The sequence below is a fragment of the Enterobacter asburiae genome, assembly GCA_011754535.1.
Lineage (GTDB): Bacteria > Pseudomonadota > Gammaproteobacteria > Enterobacterales > Enterobacteriaceae > Enterobacter > Enterobacter cloacae_N.
In genome coordinates this window covers 4,244,281-4,265,156 of the sequence record JAAQVN010000001.1, presented here as the reverse complement: position 1 = coordinate 4,265,156, position 20,876 = coordinate 4,244,281, and the positions used below count along the sequence as shown (strand labels likewise).

Below are 20,876 nucleotides of genomic sequence, written 5' to 3'. Positions count from 1 at the left end.
GGGAACACTGCTCCCAACAGGAATGTTTAAGAGGTATAACAAATGCAAGCTATTCCGATGACCTTACGTGGTGCCGAAAAACTGCGCGAAGAGCTGGATTTCCTGAAATCCGTGCGTCGCCCTGAAATCATCGCCGCTATCGCGGAAGCCCGTGAGCATGGCGACCTGAAAGAGAATGCTGAATACCATGCGGCGCGCGAGCAGCAGGGTTTCTGTGAAGGGCGCATTAAGGATATCGAGGCGAAACTGTCTAACGCGCAGGTTATCGATATCACCAAAATGCCTAACAATGGCCGCGTGATCTTTGGTTCTACCGTCAGCGTTCTGAACTTGGACAACGACGAAGAGCAGACCTATCGCATCGTGGGCGATGATGAAGCCGACTTCAAACAGAACCTGATTTCGGTGAACTCACCGATTGCTCGTGGCCTGATTGGCAAAGAGCAGGACGATGTTGTCACCATCCGCACCCCTGGCGGCGAAGTGGAATACGAAATTATTAAGGTTGAATACCTGTAATTCGCTTCTCTACTAAGATGTTGATACATTGTAAAGAAAAGAAAAAGGCCGCGTAGCGGCCTTTTATCAACTCAAGGAGCATGGCATTTTGCTCGCCTGCTGAAAGAAATCCCTCGTTTCACACAGAAAATGTGATTGATTCAGGATATCCTTAGCGTGGCAGCGAGATTTTACGCTCTTTAGATGGGCGATAGAGCACCAGCGTTTTACCGATGACCTGTACATTACAGGCGCCGGTTTCGCGCACGATGGCTTCCACGATCAGGTTTTTAGTGTCTCTGTCTTCAGAGGCGATTTTCACCTTGATCAGCTCGTGGTGTTCCAGCGCTTGTTCAATCTCGGCAAGCACCCCTTCGGTCAAACCATTGTTGCCAAGCATCACTACAGGCTTGAGCGGATGTGCCAGACCTTTAAGGTGCTGTTTTTGTTTAGTACTCAGATTCATCGTATATTTTTGCTTACGTTGGGATTGAAAACGGTTCATTCTACCGCCATCTCCCTTATATCGCCAAATAGCTGCGTAGAAATTTATGTCACAGGCAAGCAACGATGAACCAGGACGGAAATGTTAAATGACAGGTAAAAAGCGTTCTGCCAGTTCCAGCCGCTGGCTTCAGGAACACTTTAGCGATAAATATGTTCAACAGGCACAGAAAAAGGGGTTACGTTCCCGTGCCTGGTTTAAACTTGATGAAATACAGCAAAGTGACAAACTTTTTAAGCCGGGGATGACGGTTGTTGACCTCGGTGCGGCACCGGGCGGATGGTCCCAGTATGCGGTAACGCAGATCGGCGGAACGGGCCGCATCATCGCGTGTGATCTTTTACCAATGGATCCCATCGTCGGTGTCGACTTCCTTCAGGGCGACTTTCGTGATGAATTAGTGCTGAAAGCGTTACTTGATCGTGTTGGTGACAGTAAGGTCCAGGTTGTCATGTCGGATATGGCACCAAATATGTGCGGAACACCGGCGGTGGATATCCCCCGCGCCATGTATCTGGTGGAGCTAGCGTTAGAAATGTGTCGTGATGTACTAGCGCCTGGTGGTAGTTTTGTTGTGAAGGTGTTTCAGGGCGAAGGTTTCGAGGAGTATCTTAAGGAAATTCGCTCCCTGTTTGCGAAGGTTAAAGTTCGTAAGCCGGACTCTTCCCGGGCCCGTTCCCGAGAAGTGTATATTGTAGCGACCGGGCGAAAATGATAACCGGTAGATTTCAGGCGAAAGTTTGAATGAAACTGGATATAGAGTATCCTGACGCTGTTTTTAACACAGTTGTAATATGAGGTTAATCCCTTGAGTGACATGGCGAAAAACCTAATACTCTGGCTGGTCATTGCCGTTGTGCTGATGTCAGTATTCCAGAGCTTTGGGCCCAGCGAGTCGAATGGCCGCAAGGTGGATTATTCTACCTTCCTGCAAGAGGTCAATCAGGACCAGGTTCGCGAAGCGCGTATCAACGGACGTGAGATCAACGTTACCAAGAAAGATAGTAACCGTTACACGACTTACATCCCGGTGAACGATCCTAAGCTGCTTGATAACCTTCTGACCAAAAACGTCAAAGTGGTAGGCGAGCCGCCAGAAGAACCAAGCCTGCTGGCTTCTATCTTCATTTCCTGGTTCCCGATGCTGCTTCTTATCGGCGTCTGGATCTTCTTTATGCGCCAGATGCAGGGCGGCGGTGGCAAAGGTGCCATGTCGTTCGGTAAGAGCAAGGCGCGTATGCTGACGGAAGACCAGATTAAGACCACGTTTGCTGACGTCGCCGGTTGTGACGAAGCGAAAGAAGAGGTGGGTGAGCTGGTTGAATACCTGCGTGAGCCGAGCCGTTTCCAGAAACTGGGCGGCAAGATCCCGAAAGGCGTTCTGATGGTCGGCCCTCCGGGTACCGGTAAAACCCTGCTGGCGAAAGCCATCGCGGGTGAAGCGAAGGTGCCGTTCTTTACTATTTCAGGTTCTGACTTCGTGGAAATGTTCGTGGGTGTCGGTGCATCTCGTGTGCGTGACATGTTCGAGCAGGCCAAGAAGGCAGCACCGTGCATCATCTTCATCGATGAAATCGACGCCGTAGGCCGCCAGCGTGGCGCAGGCCTGGGCGGTGGTCATGATGAGCGTGAGCAGACCCTGAACCAGATGCTGGTTGAGATGGACGGCTTCGAAGGTAACGAAGGTATTATCGTTATCGCGGCAACTAACCGTCCGGACGTACTTGACCCCGCGCTGCTGCGTCCAGGCCGTTTCGACCGTCAGGTTGTGGTCGGTCTGCCGGATGTTCGCGGTCGTGAACAGATTCTGAAAGTCCATATGCGTCGCGTACCGCTGGCGCCAGATATCGACGCGGCAATCATTGCGCGTGGTACCCCTGGCTTCTCCGGTGCGGACCTGGCTAACCTGGTCAACGAAGCTGCACTGTTTGCCGCACGCGGTAACAAGCGCGTGGTCTCCATGGTGGAGTTCGAGAAAGCGAAAGACAAAATCATGATGGGTGCGGAACGTCGCTCCATGGTGATGACGGAAGCGCAGAAAGAGTCCACCGCGTACCACGAAGCGGGCCATGCGATTATCGGTCGCCTGGTGCCGGAACACGATCCGGTGCACAAAGTGACGATTATTCCACGCGGCCGTGCGCTGGGTGTGACCTTCTTCCTGCCTGAAGGCGACGCGATCAGCGCCAGCCGTCAGAAGCTGGAAAGCCAGATTTCGACCCTGTACGGCGGTCGTCTGGCAGAAGAGATCATCTACGGGCCAGAACACGTGTCTACCGGTGCGTCGAACGATATTAAAGTGGCGACAAACCTGGCGCGTAACATGGTGACTCAGTGGGGCTTCTCCGACAAACTCGGTCCGCTGCTTTATGCAGAGGAAGAGGGTGAAGTATTCCTGGGCCGCTCTGTGGCGAAAGCGAAACATATGTCCGATGAGACGGCACGTATCATCGACCAGGAAGTGAAAGCGCTGATTGAACGTAACTACGGTCGCGCGCGTCAGATCCTGAACGACAATATGGACATCCTGCATTCGATGAAAGATGCGCTCATGAAATATGAGACCATTGATGCACCCCAGATTGACGACCTGATGGCTCGCCGCGAAGTGCGTCCGCCAGCAGGCTGGGAAGACCCAGGTGCTTCCAACAATTCTGACAACAATGGCACCCCGCGTGCGCCGCGTCCGGTCGATGAACCGCGTACGCCAAACCCGGGCAACACCATGTCAGAACAGTTGGGCGACAAGTAAGTCACTGCTGTTGAAGCGTTTGTCTGTACCTCAAACCCTGGAGCTTGCTCCGGGGTTTTTCTTTTCCGTTAAACCATACTAAAACCAGGGATTTAACCATGAAACTCTTCGCCCAGGACTCGCATCTCGATCTTTCACATCCGCATGTGATGGGGATCCTGAATGTTACCCCTGACTCCTTCTCTGACGGCGGCACGCACAACACGCTTATCGACGCGGTTAAGCACGCAAATTTAATGATCAACGCGGGTGCCACCATCATTGACGTTGGTGGTGAATCGACGCGTCCCGGCGCGGCAGATGTTTCGGTGGAGGAAGAGCTGGCGCGCGTGGTGCCGGTGGTTGAGGCCATCGCGCAACGCTTCGAGGTTTGGATCTCCGTCGATACGTCCAAACCAGAAGTGATCCGTGAAGTGGCGAGAGTGGGTGCTCACATTATTAATGATATCCGCTCGCTGACCGAACCGGGAGCGATCGAGGCCGCTGCAGAAACCGGCCTGCCGGTATGCCTGATGCACATGCAGGGGCAACCGAAAACCATGCAGGAAGCACCGAAGTATGATGATGTCTTTGCCGACGTGAATCGCTTCTTTATTGAGCATATTGAACGCTGTGAGCGTGCAGGCATCCCAAAAGAGAAATTGCTGCTCGACCCGGGGTTCGGTTTCGGTAAAAATCTCTCACACAATTATGCGTTGCTTGCGCGCTTATCGGAATTTCATCATTTTGACCTGCCGCTGCTGGTAGGGATGTCGAGGAAATCGATGATTGGGCAATTGCTGAATGTAGGACCGGGGGAGCGCCTGAGTGGCAGCCTGGCCTGCGCGGTAATTGCGGCGATGCAAGGCGCGCACATTATCCGTGTCCATGACGTCAAAGAAACAGTAGAAGCCATGCGTGTGGTGGAAGCCACACTGGCAGCGAAGGAAAACAAACGCTATGAGTAATCGTAAATATTTTGGTACCGATGGTATCCGTGGGCGCGTAGGCGATGCTCCAATCACCCCTGATTTTGTTCTGAAGCTCGGCTGGGCTGCTGGCAAGGTACTGGCGCGTCATGGCTCACGTAAGATCATTATTGGTAAAGATACCCGTATTTCGGGCTATATGCTGGAATCTGCGCTGGAAGCAGGTCTGGCGGCTGCAGGGCTTTCAGCTTCCTTTACAGGCCCAATGCCAACACCTGCTGTTGCCTACCTTACGCGCACCTTCCGTGCAGAAGCGGGGATCGTGATCTCGGCGTCTCATAACCCGTTCTACGACAACGGTATCAAGTTCTTCTCCATTGACGGCACCAAGCTGCCGGACGAAGTGGAAGAGGCCATTGAAGCTGAAATGGAAAAAGAGATCACCTGTGTTGATTCCGCTGAGCTGGGTAAAGCGAACCGTATCGTTGATGCGGCGGGCCGTTATATCGAATTCTGTAAAGGCACCTTCCCGAATGAGCTGAGCCTGGCGCACCTCAAAATTGTGGTGGACTGTGCAAACGGCGCAACCTATCACATCGCTCCGAATGTGTTCCGCGAGCTGGGTGCAAAAGTCATCGCCATCGGCTGCGAGCCGAATGGTCTGAACATTAACGAAGAAGTCGGGGCGACGGACGTGCGTGCCCTGCAGGCGCGCGTGCTGGCGGAAAAAGCCGATCTGGGCATTGCCCTGGACGGCGACGGTGACCGCGTGATCATGGTTGACCACGAAGGTAATAAAGTCGACGGCGATCAGATCCTCTACATCATTGCCCGTGAAGGCCTGCGCCAGGGCCAGCTGCGCGGTGGCGCGGTTGGGACGCTGATGAGCAACATGGGTCTGGAGTTGGCGCTGAAACAGCTCGGTATTCCATTTGTCCGTGCGAAAGTGGGCGACCGCTACGTGCTGGAAAAACTGCAGGAGAAAGGCTGGCGTATTGGTGCCGAGAACTCTGGTCACGTGATCCTGCTCGACAAAACCACTACTGGCGACGGTATCGTAGCCGCGCTGCAGGTGGTTGCCGCGATGGCGCGCAACCATATGAGCCTGCACGATCTGTGCAGCGGGATGAAAATGTTCCCGCAGATTCTGGTGAACGTGCGTTTCACTGCCGGTAAAGGCGATCCGCTGGAAAATGACAACGTGAAAGCGGTAATGGCTGACGTTGAAGCGGCTCTGGGCAGCCGTGGGCGCGTGCTGCTGCGTAAGTCAGGTACCGAGCCGCTGATCCGCGTGATGGTGGAAGGTGAAGACGAAGCGCAGGTCACTGAATTTGCGCACCGTATCGCGGATGCCGTGAAAGCTGCATAAATTTTCTGAGTAAGTGTTTAAAAAGGCGACTTTTGTCGCCTTTGTTTTAAGCAATTAATGGCTTTTTGCTGTTTTTTTCCGCAGTTGATACAATGCCTCGAAAATGCCCTTGCGAAGGCCATTCGCTTTGGTTAGTATTCACACCCGCTTCAGTGGGAAACAAAAATCCTGCTAATTGGTCGAAGCATTGGTATGCGGCAAATCCGCAAGGAACAGGTTGATTATGTACGAAGCTCTTTTAGTTGTTTTCCTTATTGTAGCCATCGCTCTCGTAGCGCTGATTATGCTGCAGCAAGGTAAAGGCGCTGATATGGGAGCCTCCTTCGGAGCAGGCGCTTCCGGTACGCTGTTTGGTTCAAGTGGTTCTGCGAACTTCATGACCCGCACAACGGCGATTCTGGCTACGCTGTTCTTCATCATCAGTCTGGTGCTGGGCAATATCAACAGCAACAAGACCAGTAAAGGAAGTGAGTGGGAAAATCTGAGCGCGCCAGCGAAAACTGAGCAGACTCAGCCAGCTGCACCGGCTAAGCCAACCAGCGATATCCCGCAGTAAGTATTCCGTACCGAGGTGGTGGAATTGGTAGACACGCTACCTTGAGGTGGTAGTGCCCTAACGGGCTTGTGGGTTCGAGTCCCATCCTCGGTACCAATATTCCAGAAAAAAGACGTCGAAAGACGTCTTTTTTTTCGTCTGTAGCGTTTGCCGTTCGTAGGCCCGGTAAGCGCAGCGCCACCGGGCAAAATGGCGGGTGGCGCTGCGCTTACCCGCCCTACAAAAGCCAAACAAAAAGGCGCCCTGTGGGCGCCTTTTGCATGTTACATCAGCGATTACTTCTTATCGCTGTGTTCCAGGTTCTCAACCTGAGGCAGGCCGTTACCGGAATTCGCGGAGAGCAGACCATTCTCAACGTAGTTGAACAGCTTCTCCCGGGTATCGGTGATGTCCAGGTTACGCATGGTCAACTGACCAATACGGTCGTCCGGAGAAAACACAGACTCACCTTTCTCCATGGTCAGACGCTCTGCTTTATAGGTCAGGTTGTCCGACACGGTGTTCAGGATGGAGTAGTCGTTACCGCGACGCAGTTCCAGCGTCACTTCACCGGTGATCGCGCTTGCCACCCAACGCTGCAGCGCATCACGCAGCATCAGCGCCTGTGGATCGAACCAGCGACCCTGATACAGCAGTTTGCCCAGCTGACGGCCATGAGAGTGATACTGCTCAATGGTGTCTTCGTTGTGAATGCCGGTCAGCAGACGCTCGTACGCGATGTGCAGCAGCGCCATCCCCGGAGCCTCATAGATGCCGCGGCTTTTCGCTTCGATGATACGGTTTTCAATCTGATCGCTCATGCCCAGACCGTGACGACCGCCGATGCGGTTTGCTTCCAGCATCAGTTCCACATCGTCAGAGAAGGTCTTGCCGTTCAGCGCAACCGGATGGCCGCGTTCGAAACGTACGGTCACTTCTTCTGCCGGGATCTTCACGTTCTCGTCCCAGAACTTCACGCCCATGATCGGGTTAACGATCTTCACGCTGGAATTCAGGAACTCCAGGTCTTTCGCTTCGTGCGTCGCACCCAGCATGTTGGAGTCGGTGGAGTAGGCTTTCTCGACGGACATCTTATAGTCAAAACCGCAGGCAATCATAAACTCGGACATCTCATGGCGGCCGCCCAGCTCGTCGATGAAGTCGGTGTCCAGCCACGGCTTGTAGATCTGCAGTTCTGCGTTGGTCAGCAGGCCATAACGATAGAAACGTTCTATATCGTTACCTTTATAGGTGCTGCCGTCACCCCAGATGTTCACGCCATCTTCTTTCATGGCGGCAACCAGCATGGTGCCAGTGACGGCACGGCCCAGCGGGGTGGTGTTAAAATAGGTCAGGCCGCCGGTAGTGTTATGGAACGCACCGCACTGAATAGCCGCGATACCTTCTGCAACCAGTTGCTTACGGCAGTCAATCAGTCGTGCGTTTTCTGCACCATACTCTTTAGCGCGACGAGGAATAGCATCATAGTCGTCCTCATCCGGCTGACCCAGGTTCGCAGTATATGCATACGGAACCGCTCCCTTCTGGCGCATCCACAGCAGTGCAGCGCTGGTATCCAGGCCGCCTGAGAAAGCGATGCCAATACGTTGTCCTACCGGAAGATGCTTGAGAATCGTCGTCATAGAATAAAACCCTGCTTGATTGACTGATTAGAGACCGCTTTCGCTCTCTTGTGCATTTTTATGCAAAATAAGTGAGTATTCATTTAATCATCTTTTATCGAATACCGGAAGAGACTCGTGCGTTTTTTGTAAAAATTTTGGTCTGTTCTGTCTGGCGGAAGTCGCCTTGACAGGTGGGGGCAACTATCAATATACTAAACGCCGATTTTACGTCCCGTCTTCGGTACCAAATCCCAGCATTATTTGCAAATTCTGTCCAAAACGCGTAGAATTTGCCACGTTTCAGGCGCGGGGTGGAGCAGCCTGGTAGCTCGTCGGGCTCATAACCCGAAGGTCGTCGGTTCAAATCCGGCCCCCGCAACCACTTTCCCATAAAGTTCTTTTTCAAATATACTGTGAAGACTTAGAGCCTTCGTAGCTGGATTTGAAAAAATTCTTTCGGAGAGTGCTCCAGGCCACAGTTGTGGCTATAGGGTTCAGTTATCTAAAGCCCCGATTTATCGGGGTTTTTTGTTATCTGACTACAGAATAACTGGGCTTTACGCCCTTTTTTTATGTCTTGGGGGTGGGCTTGTCCACATTAGAGCAAAAATTAACAGAGATGATTACTGCACCGGTCGAAGCACTGGGCTACGAACTGGTCGGCATCGAATTCGTTCGCGGCCGTACATCGACGCTGCGCATCTATATTGATAGTGAAGATGGCATCAATGTTGATGATTGTGCTGATGTCAGCCACCAGGTGAGTGCGGTTCTTGATGTTGAAGACCCAATTACCGTTGCGTACAACCTGGAAGTTTCCTCACCTGGCCTGGATCGCCCGATGTTCACGGCCGAGCACTATGTGCGCTTTACCGGTGAAGAAGTGGCTCTCGTTCTGCGTATGGCCGTACAGAACCGCCGTAAATGGCAGGGAATTATCAAAGCCGTTGATGGTGAAATGATCACGGTGACAGTCGAAGGCAAAGATGAAGTGTTCGCGCTGAGTAATATCCAGAAGGCGAACCTGGTTCCCCACTTTTAACAGTCTGGATTGAGGTGAAAAGCCCGCGATGAACAAAGAAATTTTGGCTGTTGTTGAAGCCGTCTCCAACGAGAAATCACTGCCGCGCGAGAAAATTTTCGAAGCGCTGGAAAGTGCACTGGCTACAGCAACCAAGAAAAAATACGAACAAGAGATCGATGTTCGCGTAGAAATCGATCGTAAAAGCGGTGACTTCGATACATTCCGTCGTTGGGTAATCGTTGAAGAAGTGACCCAGCCGACCAAAGAGATCACCCTGGAAGCCGCACGTTTTGAAGACGAAAGTCTGAACGTGGGTGACTACGTTGAAGATCAGATTGAATCTGTCACCTTCGACCGTATCACCACCCAGACCGCTAAGCAGGTTATCGTGCAGAAAGTGCGCGAAGCCGAGCGCGCGCTGGTTGTCGATCAGTTCCGCGATCAGGAAGGCGAAATCATCACCGGTGTGGTGAAGAAAGTGAACCGCGACAACATCTCTCTGGAAATTAAATCCGAAGGGATGCCAGGTAACGCTGAAGCCGTGATCCTGCGTGAAGATATGCTGCCGCGTGAAAACTTCCGCCCGGGCGACCGTATTCGTGGTGTTCTGTACGCCGTGCGCCCTGAAGCGCGTGGTGCGCAGCTGTTCGTGACCCGTTCTAAACCAGAAATGCTGGTTGAACTGTTCCGCATCGAAGTGCCGGAAATCGGCGAAGAAGTCATTGAGATCAAAGCAGCAGCTCGCGATCCGGGCTCCCGTGCGAAAATTGCGGTGAAAACCAACGACAAGCGTATCGATCCGGTCGGGGCTTGCGTCGGCATGCGCGGTGCGCGCGTTCAGGCGGTTTCTACTGAACTGGGCGGCGAGCGTATTGATATCGTTCTGTGGGACGACAACCCGGCGCAGTTCGTGATCAACGCAATGGCTCCGGCCGATGTGGCGTCTATCGTTGTTGACGAAGACAAACACACCATGGATATCGCTGTTGAAGCGGGCAACCTGGCGCAGGCGATTGGCCGTAACGGTCAGAACGTACGTCTGGCGTCACAGCTGAGCGGCTGGGAACTCAACGTCATGACCGTTGATGACCTGCAGGCTAAGCATCAGGCTGAAGCCCATGCAGCGATCGATACCTTCACCAAATACCTCGACATTGACGAAGACTTCGCCACTGTTCTGGTAGAAGAAGGTTTCTCTACGCTGGAAGAACTGGCCTATGTGCCAATGAAAGAGCTGCTGGAAATTGACGGTCTGGATGAACCAACCGTTGAAGCCCTGCGTGAACGCGCTAAAAACGCACTGACCACCCTGGCACTGGCTCAGGAAGAAAGCCTTGGCGATAAGAAGCCGGCTGATGACCTGCTGAATCTGGAAGGTCTTGATCGTGCGATTGCGTTCAAGCTGGCTGCCCGTGGTGTTTGTACGCTGGAAGATCTCGCTGAGCAAGGCGTTGATGACCTGGCCGATATCGAAGGTTTAACCGACGAGAAAGCCGGCGAACTCATCATGGCCGCACGTAATATTTGCTGGTTCGGCGACGAAGCGTAATAAACTGTAGCAGGAAGGAACAGCATGACTGATGTAACTGTAAAATCGCTGGCTGCTGAGATTCAGACCTCCGTGGACCGCCTGGTACAGCAATTTGCTGATGCAGGGATCCCGAAGTCCGCTGATGACTCGGTGACCGCGCAAGAAAAACAAACCTTGTTAACGCATCTGAACCGTGAACACGGTTCTACGCCTGACAAGTTAACGCTGCAGCGCAAAACGCGCAGCACGTTAAACATCCCTGGTACCGGTGGCAAAAGTAAATCGGTACAAATTGAAGTCCGCAAGACGCGCACCTTTGTAAAACGTGATCCGCAAGAGGCAGAGCGCCTTGCCGCGGAAGAGCAGGCACAGCGTGAAGCGGAAGAACAAGCTCAGCGTGAGGCGGAAGCAGCCGCCAAACGTGAAGCAGAATTAAAAGCTGAACGTGAGGCCGCAGAAAAAGCGAAACGCGACGCCAGTGATAAAGTGAAGCGTGACGCTGCGGAAAAAGACAAAGTGAGCAATCAACAGACAGACGAAATGACCAAAACCGCCCAGGCTGAAAAAGCCCGCCGTGAAAATGAAGCTGCCGAGCTGAAGCGTAAAGCGGAAGAAGAAGCCCGCCGTAAGCTGGAAGAAGAAGCTCGCCGCGTCGCTGAAGAAGCGCGCCGTATGGCAGAAGAAAACGAGAAGAATGGCGTGAATACCGCTGAACTGACTGAAGATACCAGCGACTATCACGTGACCACTTCTCAGCATGCGCGTCAGGCTGAAGATGATAACGACCGTGAAGTAGAAGGCGGTCGTGGCCGTGGTCGTAATGCAAAAGCCGCGCGTCCGGCGAAGAAAGGCAACAAACACGCTGAATCTAAAGCTGATCGCGAAGAAGCACGTGCAGCGGTTCGTGGTGGTAAAGGCGGTAAGCGTAAAGGTTCTTCTCTGCAGCAGGGCTTCCAGAAGCCAGCTCAGGCGGTTAACCGTGACGTTGTGATTGGTGAAACCATCACCGTTGGCGATCTGGCGAACAAGATGGCGGTTAAAGGCTCTCAGGTCATCAAAGCGATGATGAAGCTGGGCGCAATGGCGACCATCAACCAGGTTATCGACCAGGAAACCGCACAGCTGGTTGCCGAAGAGATGGGCCACAAAGTTATCCTGCGTCGTGAAAACGAGCTGGAAGAAGCAGTAATGAGCGACCGTGACACTGGCGCTGCGGCTGAACCGCGTGCACCGGTTGTGACCATCATGGGGCACGTTGACCACGGTAAAACCTCTCTGCTCGACTACATTCGTTCTACGAAGGTTGCCTCCGGCGAAGCGGGTGGTATTACCCAGCACATCGGTGCTTACCACGTAGAAACTGAAAACGGCATGATCACCTTCCTGGATACCCCAGGCCACGCAGCGTTCACCTCAATGCGTGCTCGTGGTGCTCAGGCAACGGATATCGTTGTACTGGTTGTTGCAGCAGACGATGGCGTCATGCCACAGACCATTGAAGCTATCCAGCACGCAAAAGCGGCGCAGGTGCCTTTGGTTGTTGCAGTCAACAAAATCGATAAGCCAGAAGCCGATCTGGACCGCGTGAAGAACGAACTGTCTCAGTACGGTGTTATGCCGGAAGAGTGGGGCGGCGAAGCGCAGTTCATCCCAGTATCTGCTAAAGCGGGTACCGGTATTGACGACCTGCTGAACGCTATCCTGCTGCAGGCTGAAGTTCTGGAGCTGAAAGCGATTCGCAATGGTATGGCGAGCGGCGCGGTAATCGAATCCTTCCTTGATAAAGGTCGTGGTCCGGTTGCTACCGTTCTGGTTCGTGAAGGTACCCTGAACAAGGGCGACATCGTTCTGTGTGGCTTCGAATACGGCCGCGTTCGTGCGATGCGTAACGAACTGGGCCAGGAAGTGCTGGAAGCGGGTCCGTCCATTCCAGTGGAAATCCTGGGTCTGTCCGGTGTTCCGGCTGCGGGTGACGAAGTGACCGTAGTGCGTGACGAGAAGAAAGCGCGTGAAGTTGCTCTGTATCGTCAGGGTAAATTCCGTGAAGTTAAGCTGGCTCGTCAGCAGAAATCTAAACTCGAGAACATGTTCGCGAACATGACCGAAGGCGAAGTGCACGAAGTGAACGTTGTACTGAAAGCCGACGTTCAGGGCTCTGTGGAAGCGATTTCCGACTCCTTGCTGAAACTGTCTACTGACGAAGTGAAAGTGAAGATCATCGGTTCTGGCGTAGGTGGTATCACCGAAACCGACGCGACCCTGGCTGCAGCATCTAACGCCATCCTGGTTGGCTTCAACGTGCGTGCTGATGCATCTGCTCGCCGCGTGATCGAAGCGGAAAGCCTGGATCTGCGCTACTACTCCGTCATCTATAACCTGATTGACGAAGTGAAAGCGGCGATGAGCGGTATGCTGTCTCCTGAGCTGAAACAGCAGATCATCGGTCTGGCTGAAGTGCGTGACGTATTCAAATCACCGAAATTCGGCGCGATCGCGGGCTGTATGGTTACCGAAGGTACCATCAAACGTCACAACCCAATCCGCGTACTGCGTGACAACGTGGTTATCTACGAAGGCGAGCTGGAATCCCTGCGCCGCTTCAAAGATGACGTTAACGAAGTCCGTAACGGCATGGAATGTGGTATCGGCGTGAAGAACTACAACGACGTTCGCGTTGGCGATATGATCGAAGTGTTCGAAATCATCGAGATCCAACGCAGCATCGACTAATCCCGTCGGGATCAGTCCATATGTAGGCCGGGATTGCCTCGTGCCACCCGGCAATAATTTTAAAAGGGGCTTTTAGCCCCTTTTTTGTCTGGAGAATTTATTATGGCGAAAGAATTTGGTCGCCCACAGCGCGTGGCGCAGGAAATGCAAAAAGAGATCGCACTCATCCTGCAACGCGAAATTAAAGACCCGCGTATCGGTATGATGACCACCGTCTCTGGCGTGGAAATGTCTCGTGACCTGGCCTATGCCAAAGTGTTCGTGACCTTCCTGAACGATCAGGACGAAGCTGCGGTGAAAAACGGCATTAAAGCACTGCAGGAAGCCTCCGGGTTTATCCGCTCTCTGCTCGGCAAAGCGATGCGCTTGCGTATCGTGCCAGAGCTGACCTTCTTCTACGACAACTCGCTGGTTGAAGGTATGCGCATGTCCAACCTGGTGACCAGCGTGGTGAAACATGACGACGAACGTCGTGTTAACCCGACGGACGACAGCAAGGAGGACTGATGAGTCGTCCTCGTCGTCGCGGTCGTGACGTGCATGGCGTGCTGCTGCTGGATAAACCGCAGGGTGCCTCCAGCAACGACGTGCTGCAAAAAGTGAAGCGTATTTTTAATGCCAACCGTGCGGGCCACACCGGCGCGCTCGATCCGCTGGCGACCGGTATGCTGCCGGTCTGCCTGGGGGAGGCGACAAAGTTTTCCCAGTACCTGCTCGACTCGGATAAGCGTTATCGCGTTATCGCGAAGCTAGGCCAGCGTACGGATACCTCCGACGCGGATGGTCAGGTGGTGGAAGAGCGCCCGGTGACCTTCAGCGCTGAACAGCTTGATGCGGCGCTGGAGAGCTTCCGCGGGGACACGATGCAGGTGCCGTCGATGTATTCGGCGCTGAAATACCAGGGTAAGAAACTCTACGAATATGCACGCCAGGGCATCGAGGTTCCGCGTGAAGCCCGTCCGATTACCGTGTATGAGCTGCTGTTCATTCGCCACGAAGGCGATGAGCTTGAGCTGGAAGTGCACTGTTCGAAAGGGACCTATATTCGCACCATCATCGACGACCTGGGTGAAAAGCTGGGCTGCGGCGCGCATGTGATCTACCTGCGTCGTCTGGCGGTCAGCAAGTATCCGGTGGAACGCATGGTGACGCTTGAGCAGCTGCGCGCGCTGGTTGAACAGGCGGAAGCGCAGGGGATCGCGCCGGCAGATTTGTTAGATCCTTTGCTGATGCCAATGGACAGTCCGGCTGCGGACTTCCCGGTAGTTAATCTTCCTTTAACATCGTCCGTTTACTTTAAGAACGGCAATCCGGTTCGCACGGCGGATGCACCGCTGGAAGGGCTTGTGCGCGTGACGGAAGGTGAGGAAGGAAAATTCATCGGTATGGGCGAAATGGACGGTGAAGGGCGCGTTGCGCCGCGTCGTCTGGTCGTCGAATATCCGGTCGACGCGTGACGGCGATAACGGCTCACCTTGCGATAAGCAGGGGAGACGAGTAGAATATCGCCGCTTAACGTCCGGTAAATTGTTTAACAATCTGCAGGGCGTACATGGGGTCGCTGAATTAGAGATCGGCACCCTTACATTCTTTATACTTTGGAGTTTGAAAATGTCTCTAAGCGTTGAAGCTAAAGCTAAAATCGTTTCTGAGTTTGGTCGTGGTACTAACGACAGCGGTTCTACCGAAGTTCAGGTTGCACTGCTGACTGCACAGATTAACCACCTGCAGGGTCACTTTGCAGAGCACAAAAAAGATCACCACAGCCGTCGTGGTCTGCTGCGCATGGTTTCTCAGCGTCGTAAACTGCTCGACTACCTGAAGCGTAAAGATGTTGCACGCTACACCGCGCTGATCGAGCGTCTGGGTCTGCGTCGCTAAGTCTTGCGAGTTTCAGAAAAGGGGGCCTGATGGCCCCTTTTTTCAACCAGACGGCAGCAATTCAATGGAAACTATTGTATTGTTGCTATAAATGATCTTCATTGCAGAGGTTCGCGCGGCTAATGAGAGGCTTCACCCATGGGGGTGTCGGTTGTCATTAGTCGCGAGGATGCGAAGAAGGTCGGGTTAAATCGACAGCACGCCGGTGGTGTGCTGTCATACATTTAAGAAAGGACAGAATTTTGCTGAATCCGATCGTTCGTAAATTCCAGTACGGTCAACATACCGTGACGCTGGAAACCGGCATGATGGCACGTCAGGCGACTGCTGCCGTTATGGTAAGCATGGATGACACCGCGGTATTCGTTACCGTTGTTGGCCAGAAAAAAGCTAAACCAGGTCAGGACTTTTTCCCCCTGACCGTTAACTACCAGGAGCGTACCTACGCTGCCGGTAAAATCCCGGGTGGCTTCTTCCGTCGTGAAGGCCGTCCAAGCGAAGGCGAAACCCTGATCGCGCGTCTGATTGACCGCCCGGTTCGTCCGCTGTTCCCGGAAGGCTTCGTTAACGAAGTGCAGGTTATCGCAACCGTTGTTTCCGTTAACCCACAGGTTAACCCGGACATCGTTGCCATGATCGGTGCCTCCGCTGCCCTGTCACTGTCTGGTATTCCATTCAATGGTCCAATCGGTGCCGCGCGCGTCGGTTACATCAACGACCAGTACGTGCTGAACCCAACTCAGGAAGAGCTGAAAGAGAGTAAGCTGGACCTGGTGGTTGCCGGTACCGAAGCGGCTGTGCTGATGGTGGAATCCGAAGCTGAACTGCTGAGCGAAGACCAGATGCTGGGCGCTGTGGTGTTCGGTCACGAGCAGCAGCAGATTGTTATCCAGAACATCAACGACCTGGTGAAAGAAGCCGGTAAACCACGTTGGGACTGGCAGCCAGAAGCGGCAAACGACGCGCTGAACGCACGCGTTGCGGCACTGGCAGAATCTCGTCTGAGTGACGCTTACCGCATCACCGACAAACAGGAGCGTTATGCTCAGGTTGACGCGATCAAAGACGAAACCATCGCCACCCTGATCGCTGAAGACGAAACGCTGGACGCTAACGAGCTGAGCGAAATTCTGCACGCTATCGAGAAAAACGTTGTTCGTAGCCGCGTACTGGCAGGCGAGCCGCGTATCGATGGCCGTGAAAAAGACATGATCCGTGGTCTGGACGTGCGTACTGGCGTACTGCCACGTACTCACGGTTCCGCGCTGTTCACCCGTGGTGAAACGCAGGCGCTGGTAACCGCGACCCTGGGTACCGCACGTGACGCGCAGATCATCGACGAACTGATGGGCGAGCGCACTGACAGCTTCCTGTTCCACTACAACTTCCCTCCGTACTCCGTAGGCGAAACCGGTATGGTTGGCTCGCCGAAGCGTCGTGAAATTGGTCACGGTCGTCTGGCGAAGCGCGGCGTGCTGGCAGTAATGCCAGAAGCAGACAAATTCCCGTACACCGTACGTGTGGTGTCTGAAATCACCGAATCCAACGGTTCTTCTTCCATGGCTTCCGTGTGTGGTGCCTCTCTGGCGCTGATGGATGCAGGCGTGCCAATCAAAGCCGCCGTTGCGGGTATCGCAATGGGCCTGGTGAAAGAAGGCGACAACTTCGTTGTTCTGTCTGACATTCTGGGTGACGAAGACCACCTGGGCGATATGGACTTCAAAGTGGCGGGTTCCCGCGACGGTATCTCTGCGCTGCAGATGGATATCAAAATTGAAGGTATCACCAAAGAGATCATGCAGGTTGCTCTGAACCAGGCTAAAGGTGCGCGTCTGCACATCCTGGGCGTGATGGAACAGGCTATCAACGCGCCACGCGGTGATATCTCTGAATTCGCTCCGCGTATTCACACCATCAAGATCAATCCAGACAAGATCAAAGATGTTATCGGTAAGGGCGGTTCCGTAATCCGTGCGCTGACCGAAGAGACGGGCACCACCATCGAAATCGAAGACGACGGTACTGTGAAGATCGCAGCAACCGACGGCGAGAAAGCGAAATTCGCGATCCGTCGCATCGAAGAAATCACTGCAGAAATCGAAGTGGGCCGCGTCTACGCAGGTAAAGTGACCCGTATCGTTGACTTTGGCGCGTTCGTTGCCATCGGTGGCGGTAAAGAAGGTCTGGTTCACATCTCTCAGATCGCTGACAAGCGCGTTGAGAAAGTGACCGATTACCTGCAGATGGGACAGGAAGTACCGGTTAAAGTTCTGGAAGTTGACCGCCAGGGCCGTATCCGTCTGAGCATTAAAGAAGCAACCGAGCAGTCTCAGCCTGCTGCGGCGCCGGAAGCTCCGGCTGCTGAACAGCAAGGCGAGTAAGTTGCCATTTGCCCTCCGCTTCGCGGAGGGCCTGTTATCAGGCAGGACGCCTTGTTAAGCCGCCGGGGGACAGGACGTTCATCCAATAGTTGTCTTCGGGAGTGGGAAATGAAGCCTTTTTTGCGCTGGTGTTTCGTTGCGACAGCTTTAACGCTGGCAGGATGCAGCAACTCTGCCTGGCGTAAGAGCGAAGTCCTCGCAGTGCCATTGCAACCGACTTTGCAACAGGAAGTGATTCTGGCACGCATGGAACAAATACTTGCCAGTCGGGCTTTAACCGATGACGAACGCGCACAGCTTTTATATGAGCGCGGAGTGTTGTATGATAGTCTCGGTCTGAGGGCATTAGCGCGAAATGATTTTTCACAAGCGCTGGCTATCCGACCTGATATGCCTGAAGTATTCAATTACTTAGGCATTTATTTAACGCAGGCAGGCAATTTTGATGCTGCCTATGAAGCGTTTGATTCTGTACTTGAGCTTGATCCAACTTACAACTACGCGCACTTGAATCGCGGTATCGCATTATATTACGGCGGTCGTGATAAGTTAGCGCAAGATGATCTGCTGGCGTTTTATCAAGACGATCCTAATGATCCTTTCCGTAGCCTGTGGCTTTACATCGTTGAGCGGAAGCTCGATGAGAAGCAGGCAAAAGAAGCCCTGAAACAGCGCTTCGATAAATCGGATAAGGAACAGTGGGGATGGAACATTGTCGAGTTCTACCTGGGCAACATTAGCGAAGCAACGCTGATGGAACGCCTCAAGGCGGACGCAACGGATAACACCTCGCTCGCTGAGCATCTCAGTGAAACCAACTTCTATTTAGGTAAGTACTACCTAAGTCTGGGGGATATGGACAGCGCTACGGCACTGTTCAAATTAGCGGTTGCTAACAACGTACATAACTTCGTTGAGCACCGTTATGCATTGTTGGAATTATCGCTCTTGGGCCAGGAGCAAGACGACCTGGCAGAATCGGACCAGCAATAGCTGACGACATAAACATCAGCCCGTAATCTTTTGATTGCCATCACCTTCACTGGTGAGGGCGTTGTTGTTCGTCAATACACCTACTTTGAGCCGGTTCACACTTTTCAATGAAAATTGCTAATCATTTTCACGATGAGCTAAGTAGACTGGCCGCCATTGACATTGAGGCACTCGTACTACATGGCTGAATTCGAAACCACTTTTGCAGATCTGGGCCTGAAGGCTCCTATCCTTGAAGCCCTTAACGATCTGGGTTACGAAAAACCATCTCCGATCCAGGCAGAATGTATCCCGCATCTGCTCTCTGGTCGTGACGTGCTGGGCATGGCCCAGACTGGTAGCGGTAAAACCGCAGCGTTCTCGCTGCCGCTGCTGAACAACATCGATCCGGACCTGCGTGCACCGCAGATCCTCGTCCTGGCTCCAACCCGTGAACTGGCTGTTCAGGTTGCTGAAGCAATGACGGAATTCTCTAAACATATGCGCGGCGTAAACGTGGTAGCCCTGTACGGCGGCCAGCGTTATGACGTGCAGTTACGCGCCCTGCGCCAGGGCCCACAGATTGTCGTCGGTACGCCGGGCCGTCTGCTGGATCACCTGAAGCGCGGTACTCTGGACCTCTCTAAACTGAGCGGCCTGGTACTGGATGAAGCAGATGAAATGCTGCGTATGGGCTTCATCGAAGACGTAGAAACCATCATGGCGCAGATCCCGGAAGGTCACCAGACCGCTCTGTTCTCTGCAACCATGCCAGAAGCGATCCGTCGCATTACCCGCCGCTTCATGAAAGAGCCGCAGGAAGTGCGTATTCAGTCCAGCGTGACCACTCGCCCGGACATCAGCCAGAGCTACTGGTCTGTCTACGGCATGCGTAAAAACGAAGCGCTGGTGCGTTTCCTGGAAGCGGAAGATTTTGATGCGGCGATTATCTTCGTGCGTACCAAAAACGCGACCCTGGAAGTGGCTGAAGCCCTGGAGCGTAGCGGCTATAACAGCGCAGCGCTGAACGGCGACATGAACCAGGCCCTGCGTGAGCAGACGCTGGAGCGTCTGAAAGACGGTCGTCTGGATATCCTGATTGCAACCGACGTGGCAGCACGTGGTCTGGACGTTGAGCGTATCAGCCTGGTTGTAAACTACGACATTCCGATGGATTCCGAGTCTTACGTTCACCGTATCGGTCGTACCGGTCGTGCGGGTCGTGCTGGCCGTGCGCTGCTGTTCGTTGAGAACCGCGAGCGTCGTCTGCTGCGCAACATTGAACGCACCATGAAGCTGACCATTCCAGAAGCAGACCTGCCAAACGCAGACCTGCTGGGCAAACGCCGTCTGGAAAAATTCGCCGCAAAAGTCCAGCAGCAGCTGGAAAGCAGCGATCTGGATCAGTACCGTGCGCTGCTGTCGCAGATCCAGCCTACCGCTGAAGGCGAAGAGCTGGACATGGAAACCCTGGCAGCAGCACTGCTGAAAATGGCTCAGGGCGAACGTAGCCTGATCGTGCCACCAGATGCACCGATGCGTCCTAAGCGCGAGTTCCGTGACCGTGACGATCGTTTCGAACGTCGTGGCGACCGCAACGATCGCGGTCCACGCGGCGATCGTCCAGAGCGTGGCGGTGAAGACCGTCCACGTCGTGAACGTCGTGACGCGGGCGATATGGAACTGTACCGCATTGAAGTGGGCCGTGATGATGGCGTTGAAGTTCGTCACATCGTTGGCGCGATTGCTAACGAAGGCGACATCAGCAGCCGTTACATTGGTAACATCAAGCTGTTCGCATCCCACTCTACCATCGAGCTGCCAAAAGGCATGCCGGGCGAAGTACTGCAGCACTTTACTCGCACCCGCATCCTGAACAAGCCGATGAACATGCAGTTGTTGGGCGATGCACAGCCACGTCCTGACCGCGGCGGTGAACGTCGTGGCGGTGGTCGCGGTTTCGGCGGCGAGCGTCGTGAAGGCGGCCGCAGCGAAGGTCGCGGTGGCGAAGGTCGTCGTTTCTCCGGCGAACGCCGCGAAAACCGTGGCCCGCGCCGTGAAGAAGGCACCAGCCGTCGTCGTTTCGGTGACGCGTAAGTCTAACGCACCGACGTAAAGTAAAATATACAGCCCCGATACACGCTATCGGGGCTTTTTTTATTCCC

General features: G+C 53.8%; 18 protein-coding genes and 2 tRNA genes. 18 read left to right on the top strand and 2 right to left on the bottom strand.

What is annotated here, in order from left to right:
- Positions 1-42 precede the first annotated feature (42 nt).
- Positions 43-519 carry a transcription elongation factor GreA gene (greA, locus tag HBM95_20200; GenBank protein NIH45230.1) on the top strand — a complete coding sequence of 159 codons (477 nt, stop codon included), beginning with the start codon at positions 43-45 and terminating at the stop codon, positions 517-519.
- A 151-nt stretch (positions 520-670) separates the two neighbouring features.
- On the opposite strand, the gene yhbY is transcribed toward greA, so the two are convergent.
- Positions 671-964 (bottom strand): ribosome assembly RNA-binding protein YhbY, encoded by a 294-nt coding sequence (yhbY, locus tag HBM95_20195; GenBank protein ID NIH45229.1) that lies wholly within the window; start codon positions 962-964, stop codon positions 671-673.
- Between the two features lie 127 nt (positions 965-1,091).
- Between yhbY and rlmE the strand changes: the two genes are divergently transcribed.
- From rlmE to HBM95_20165, 6 genes are all read left to right on the top strand, one after another.
- Entirely contained in the window at positions 1,092-1,718 is a 627-nt protein-coding gene (gene rlmE, locus HBM95_20190) for a 23S rRNA (uridine(2552)-2'-O)-methyltransferase RlmE (protein NIH45228.1), read from the top strand.
- A 102-nt stretch (positions 1,719-1,820) separates the two neighbouring features.
- Entirely contained in the window at positions 1,821-3,755 is a 1,935-nt protein-coding gene (gene ftsH / locus HBM95_20185; GenBank protein NIH45227.1) for an ATP-dependent zinc metalloprotease FtsH, read from the top strand.
- A gap of 98 nt (positions 3,756-3,853) precedes the next feature.
- The gene (gene folP, locus HBM95_20180; GenBank protein ID NIH45226.1) at positions 3,854-4,702 is read left to right on the top strand and encodes a dihydropteroate synthase; all 849 of its coding nucleotides are present in this window, start codon (positions 3,854-3,856) and stop codon (positions 4,700-4,702) included.
- Positions 4,695-6,032 (top strand): phosphoglucosamine mutase, encoded by a 1,338-nt coding sequence (gene glmM / locus HBM95_20175; GenBank protein NIH45225.1) that lies wholly within the window; start codon positions 4,695-4,697, stop codon positions 6,030-6,032. Before folP ends, glmM begins: the two co-directional genes overlap by 8 nt.
- Before the next feature lie 223 nt (positions 6,033-6,255).
- Positions 6,256-6,588: a preprotein translocase subunit SecG gene (secG, locus tag HBM95_20170; GenBank protein NIH45224.1), complete on the top strand. Its 333-nt coding sequence runs from the start codon at positions 6,256-6,258 to the stop codon at positions 6,586-6,588.
- 9 nt (positions 6,589-6,597) lie between these two features.
- Positions 6,598-6,684 (top strand) — tRNA-Leu (locus HBM95_20165).
- 179 nt (positions 6,685-6,863) lie between these two features.
- Here the strand turns inward: HBM95_20165 and argG are convergent.
- Positions 6,864-8,210: an argininosuccinate synthase gene (gene argG, locus HBM95_20160; protein ID NIH45223.1), complete on the bottom strand. Its 1,347-nt coding sequence runs from the start codon at positions 8,208-8,210 to the stop codon at positions 6,864-6,866.
- A 287-nt stretch (positions 8,211-8,497) separates the two neighbouring features.
- Here argG and HBM95_20155 point away from each other — a divergent pair.
- From HBM95_20155 to HBM95_20105, 11 genes are all read left to right on the top strand, one after another.
- Positions 8,498-8,574 (top strand) — tRNA-Met (locus HBM95_20155).
- Positions 8,575-8,781: 207 nt separating this feature from the next.
- Positions 8,782-9,234: a ribosome maturation factor RimP gene (gene rimP / locus HBM95_20150; GenBank protein NIH45222.1), complete on the top strand. Its 453-nt coding sequence runs from the start codon at positions 8,782-8,784 to the stop codon at positions 9,232-9,234.
- A gap of 28 nt (positions 9,235-9,262) precedes the next feature.
- A complete protein-coding gene (gene nusA / locus HBM95_20145) occupies positions 9,263-10,765 on the top strand; it encodes a transcription termination/antitermination protein NusA (GenBank protein ID NIH45221.1) in 1,503 nt (500 codons plus the stop codon).
- A 24-nt stretch (positions 10,766-10,789) separates the two neighbouring features.
- Positions 10,790-13,477: a translation initiation factor IF-2 gene (infB, locus tag HBM95_20140; protein ID NIH45220.1), complete on the top strand. Its 2,688-nt coding sequence runs from the start codon at positions 10,790-10,792 to the stop codon at positions 13,475-13,477.
- A 102-nt stretch (positions 13,478-13,579) separates the two neighbouring features.
- Positions 13,580-13,984 (top strand): 30S ribosome-binding factor RbfA, encoded by a 405-nt coding sequence (rbfA, locus tag HBM95_20135; GenBank protein NIH45219.1) that lies wholly within the window; start codon positions 13,580-13,582, stop codon positions 13,982-13,984.
- Positions 13,984-14,934: a tRNA pseudouridine(55) synthase TruB gene (truB, locus tag HBM95_20130; protein ID NIH45218.1), complete on the top strand. Its 951-nt coding sequence runs from the start codon at positions 13,984-13,986 to the stop codon at positions 14,932-14,934. Before rbfA ends, truB begins: the two co-directional genes overlap by 1 nt.
- 154 nt (positions 14,935-15,088) lie before the next feature.
- The gene (gene rpsO, locus HBM95_20125) at positions 15,089-15,358 is read left to right on the top strand and encodes a 30S ribosomal protein S15 (protein NIH45217.1); all 270 of its coding nucleotides are present in this window, start codon (positions 15,089-15,091) and stop codon (positions 15,356-15,358) included.
- A gap of 242 nt (positions 15,359-15,600) precedes the next feature.
- Positions 15,601-17,739 carry a polyribonucleotide nucleotidyltransferase gene (pnp, locus tag HBM95_20120; protein NIH45216.1) on the top strand — a complete coding sequence of 713 codons (2,139 nt, stop codon included), beginning with the start codon at positions 15,601-15,603 and terminating at the stop codon, positions 17,737-17,739.
- Positions 17,740-17,847: 108 nt separating this feature from the next.
- Complete coding sequence (gene nlpI, locus HBM95_20115) at positions 17,848-18,732, top strand: lipoprotein NlpI (protein NIH45215.1); 885 nt, start codon at positions 17,848-17,850, stop codon at positions 18,730-18,732.
- Between the two features lie 107 nt (positions 18,733-18,839).
- Positions 18,840-18,920, top strand: a complete 81-nt coding sequence (yrbN, locus tag HBM95_20110; protein ID NIH45214.1) for a protein YrbN — start codon at positions 18,840-18,842, stop codon at positions 18,918-18,920.
- On the top strand, positions 18,913-20,808 hold the full coding sequence (locus HBM95_20105) for a DEAD/DEAH family ATP-dependent RNA helicase (GenBank protein ID NIH45213.1): 1,896 nt from the start codon (positions 18,913-18,915) through the stop codon (positions 20,806-20,808). Before yrbN ends, HBM95_20105 begins: the two co-directional genes overlap by 8 nt.
- Positions 20,809-20,876 lie beyond the last annotated feature (68 nt).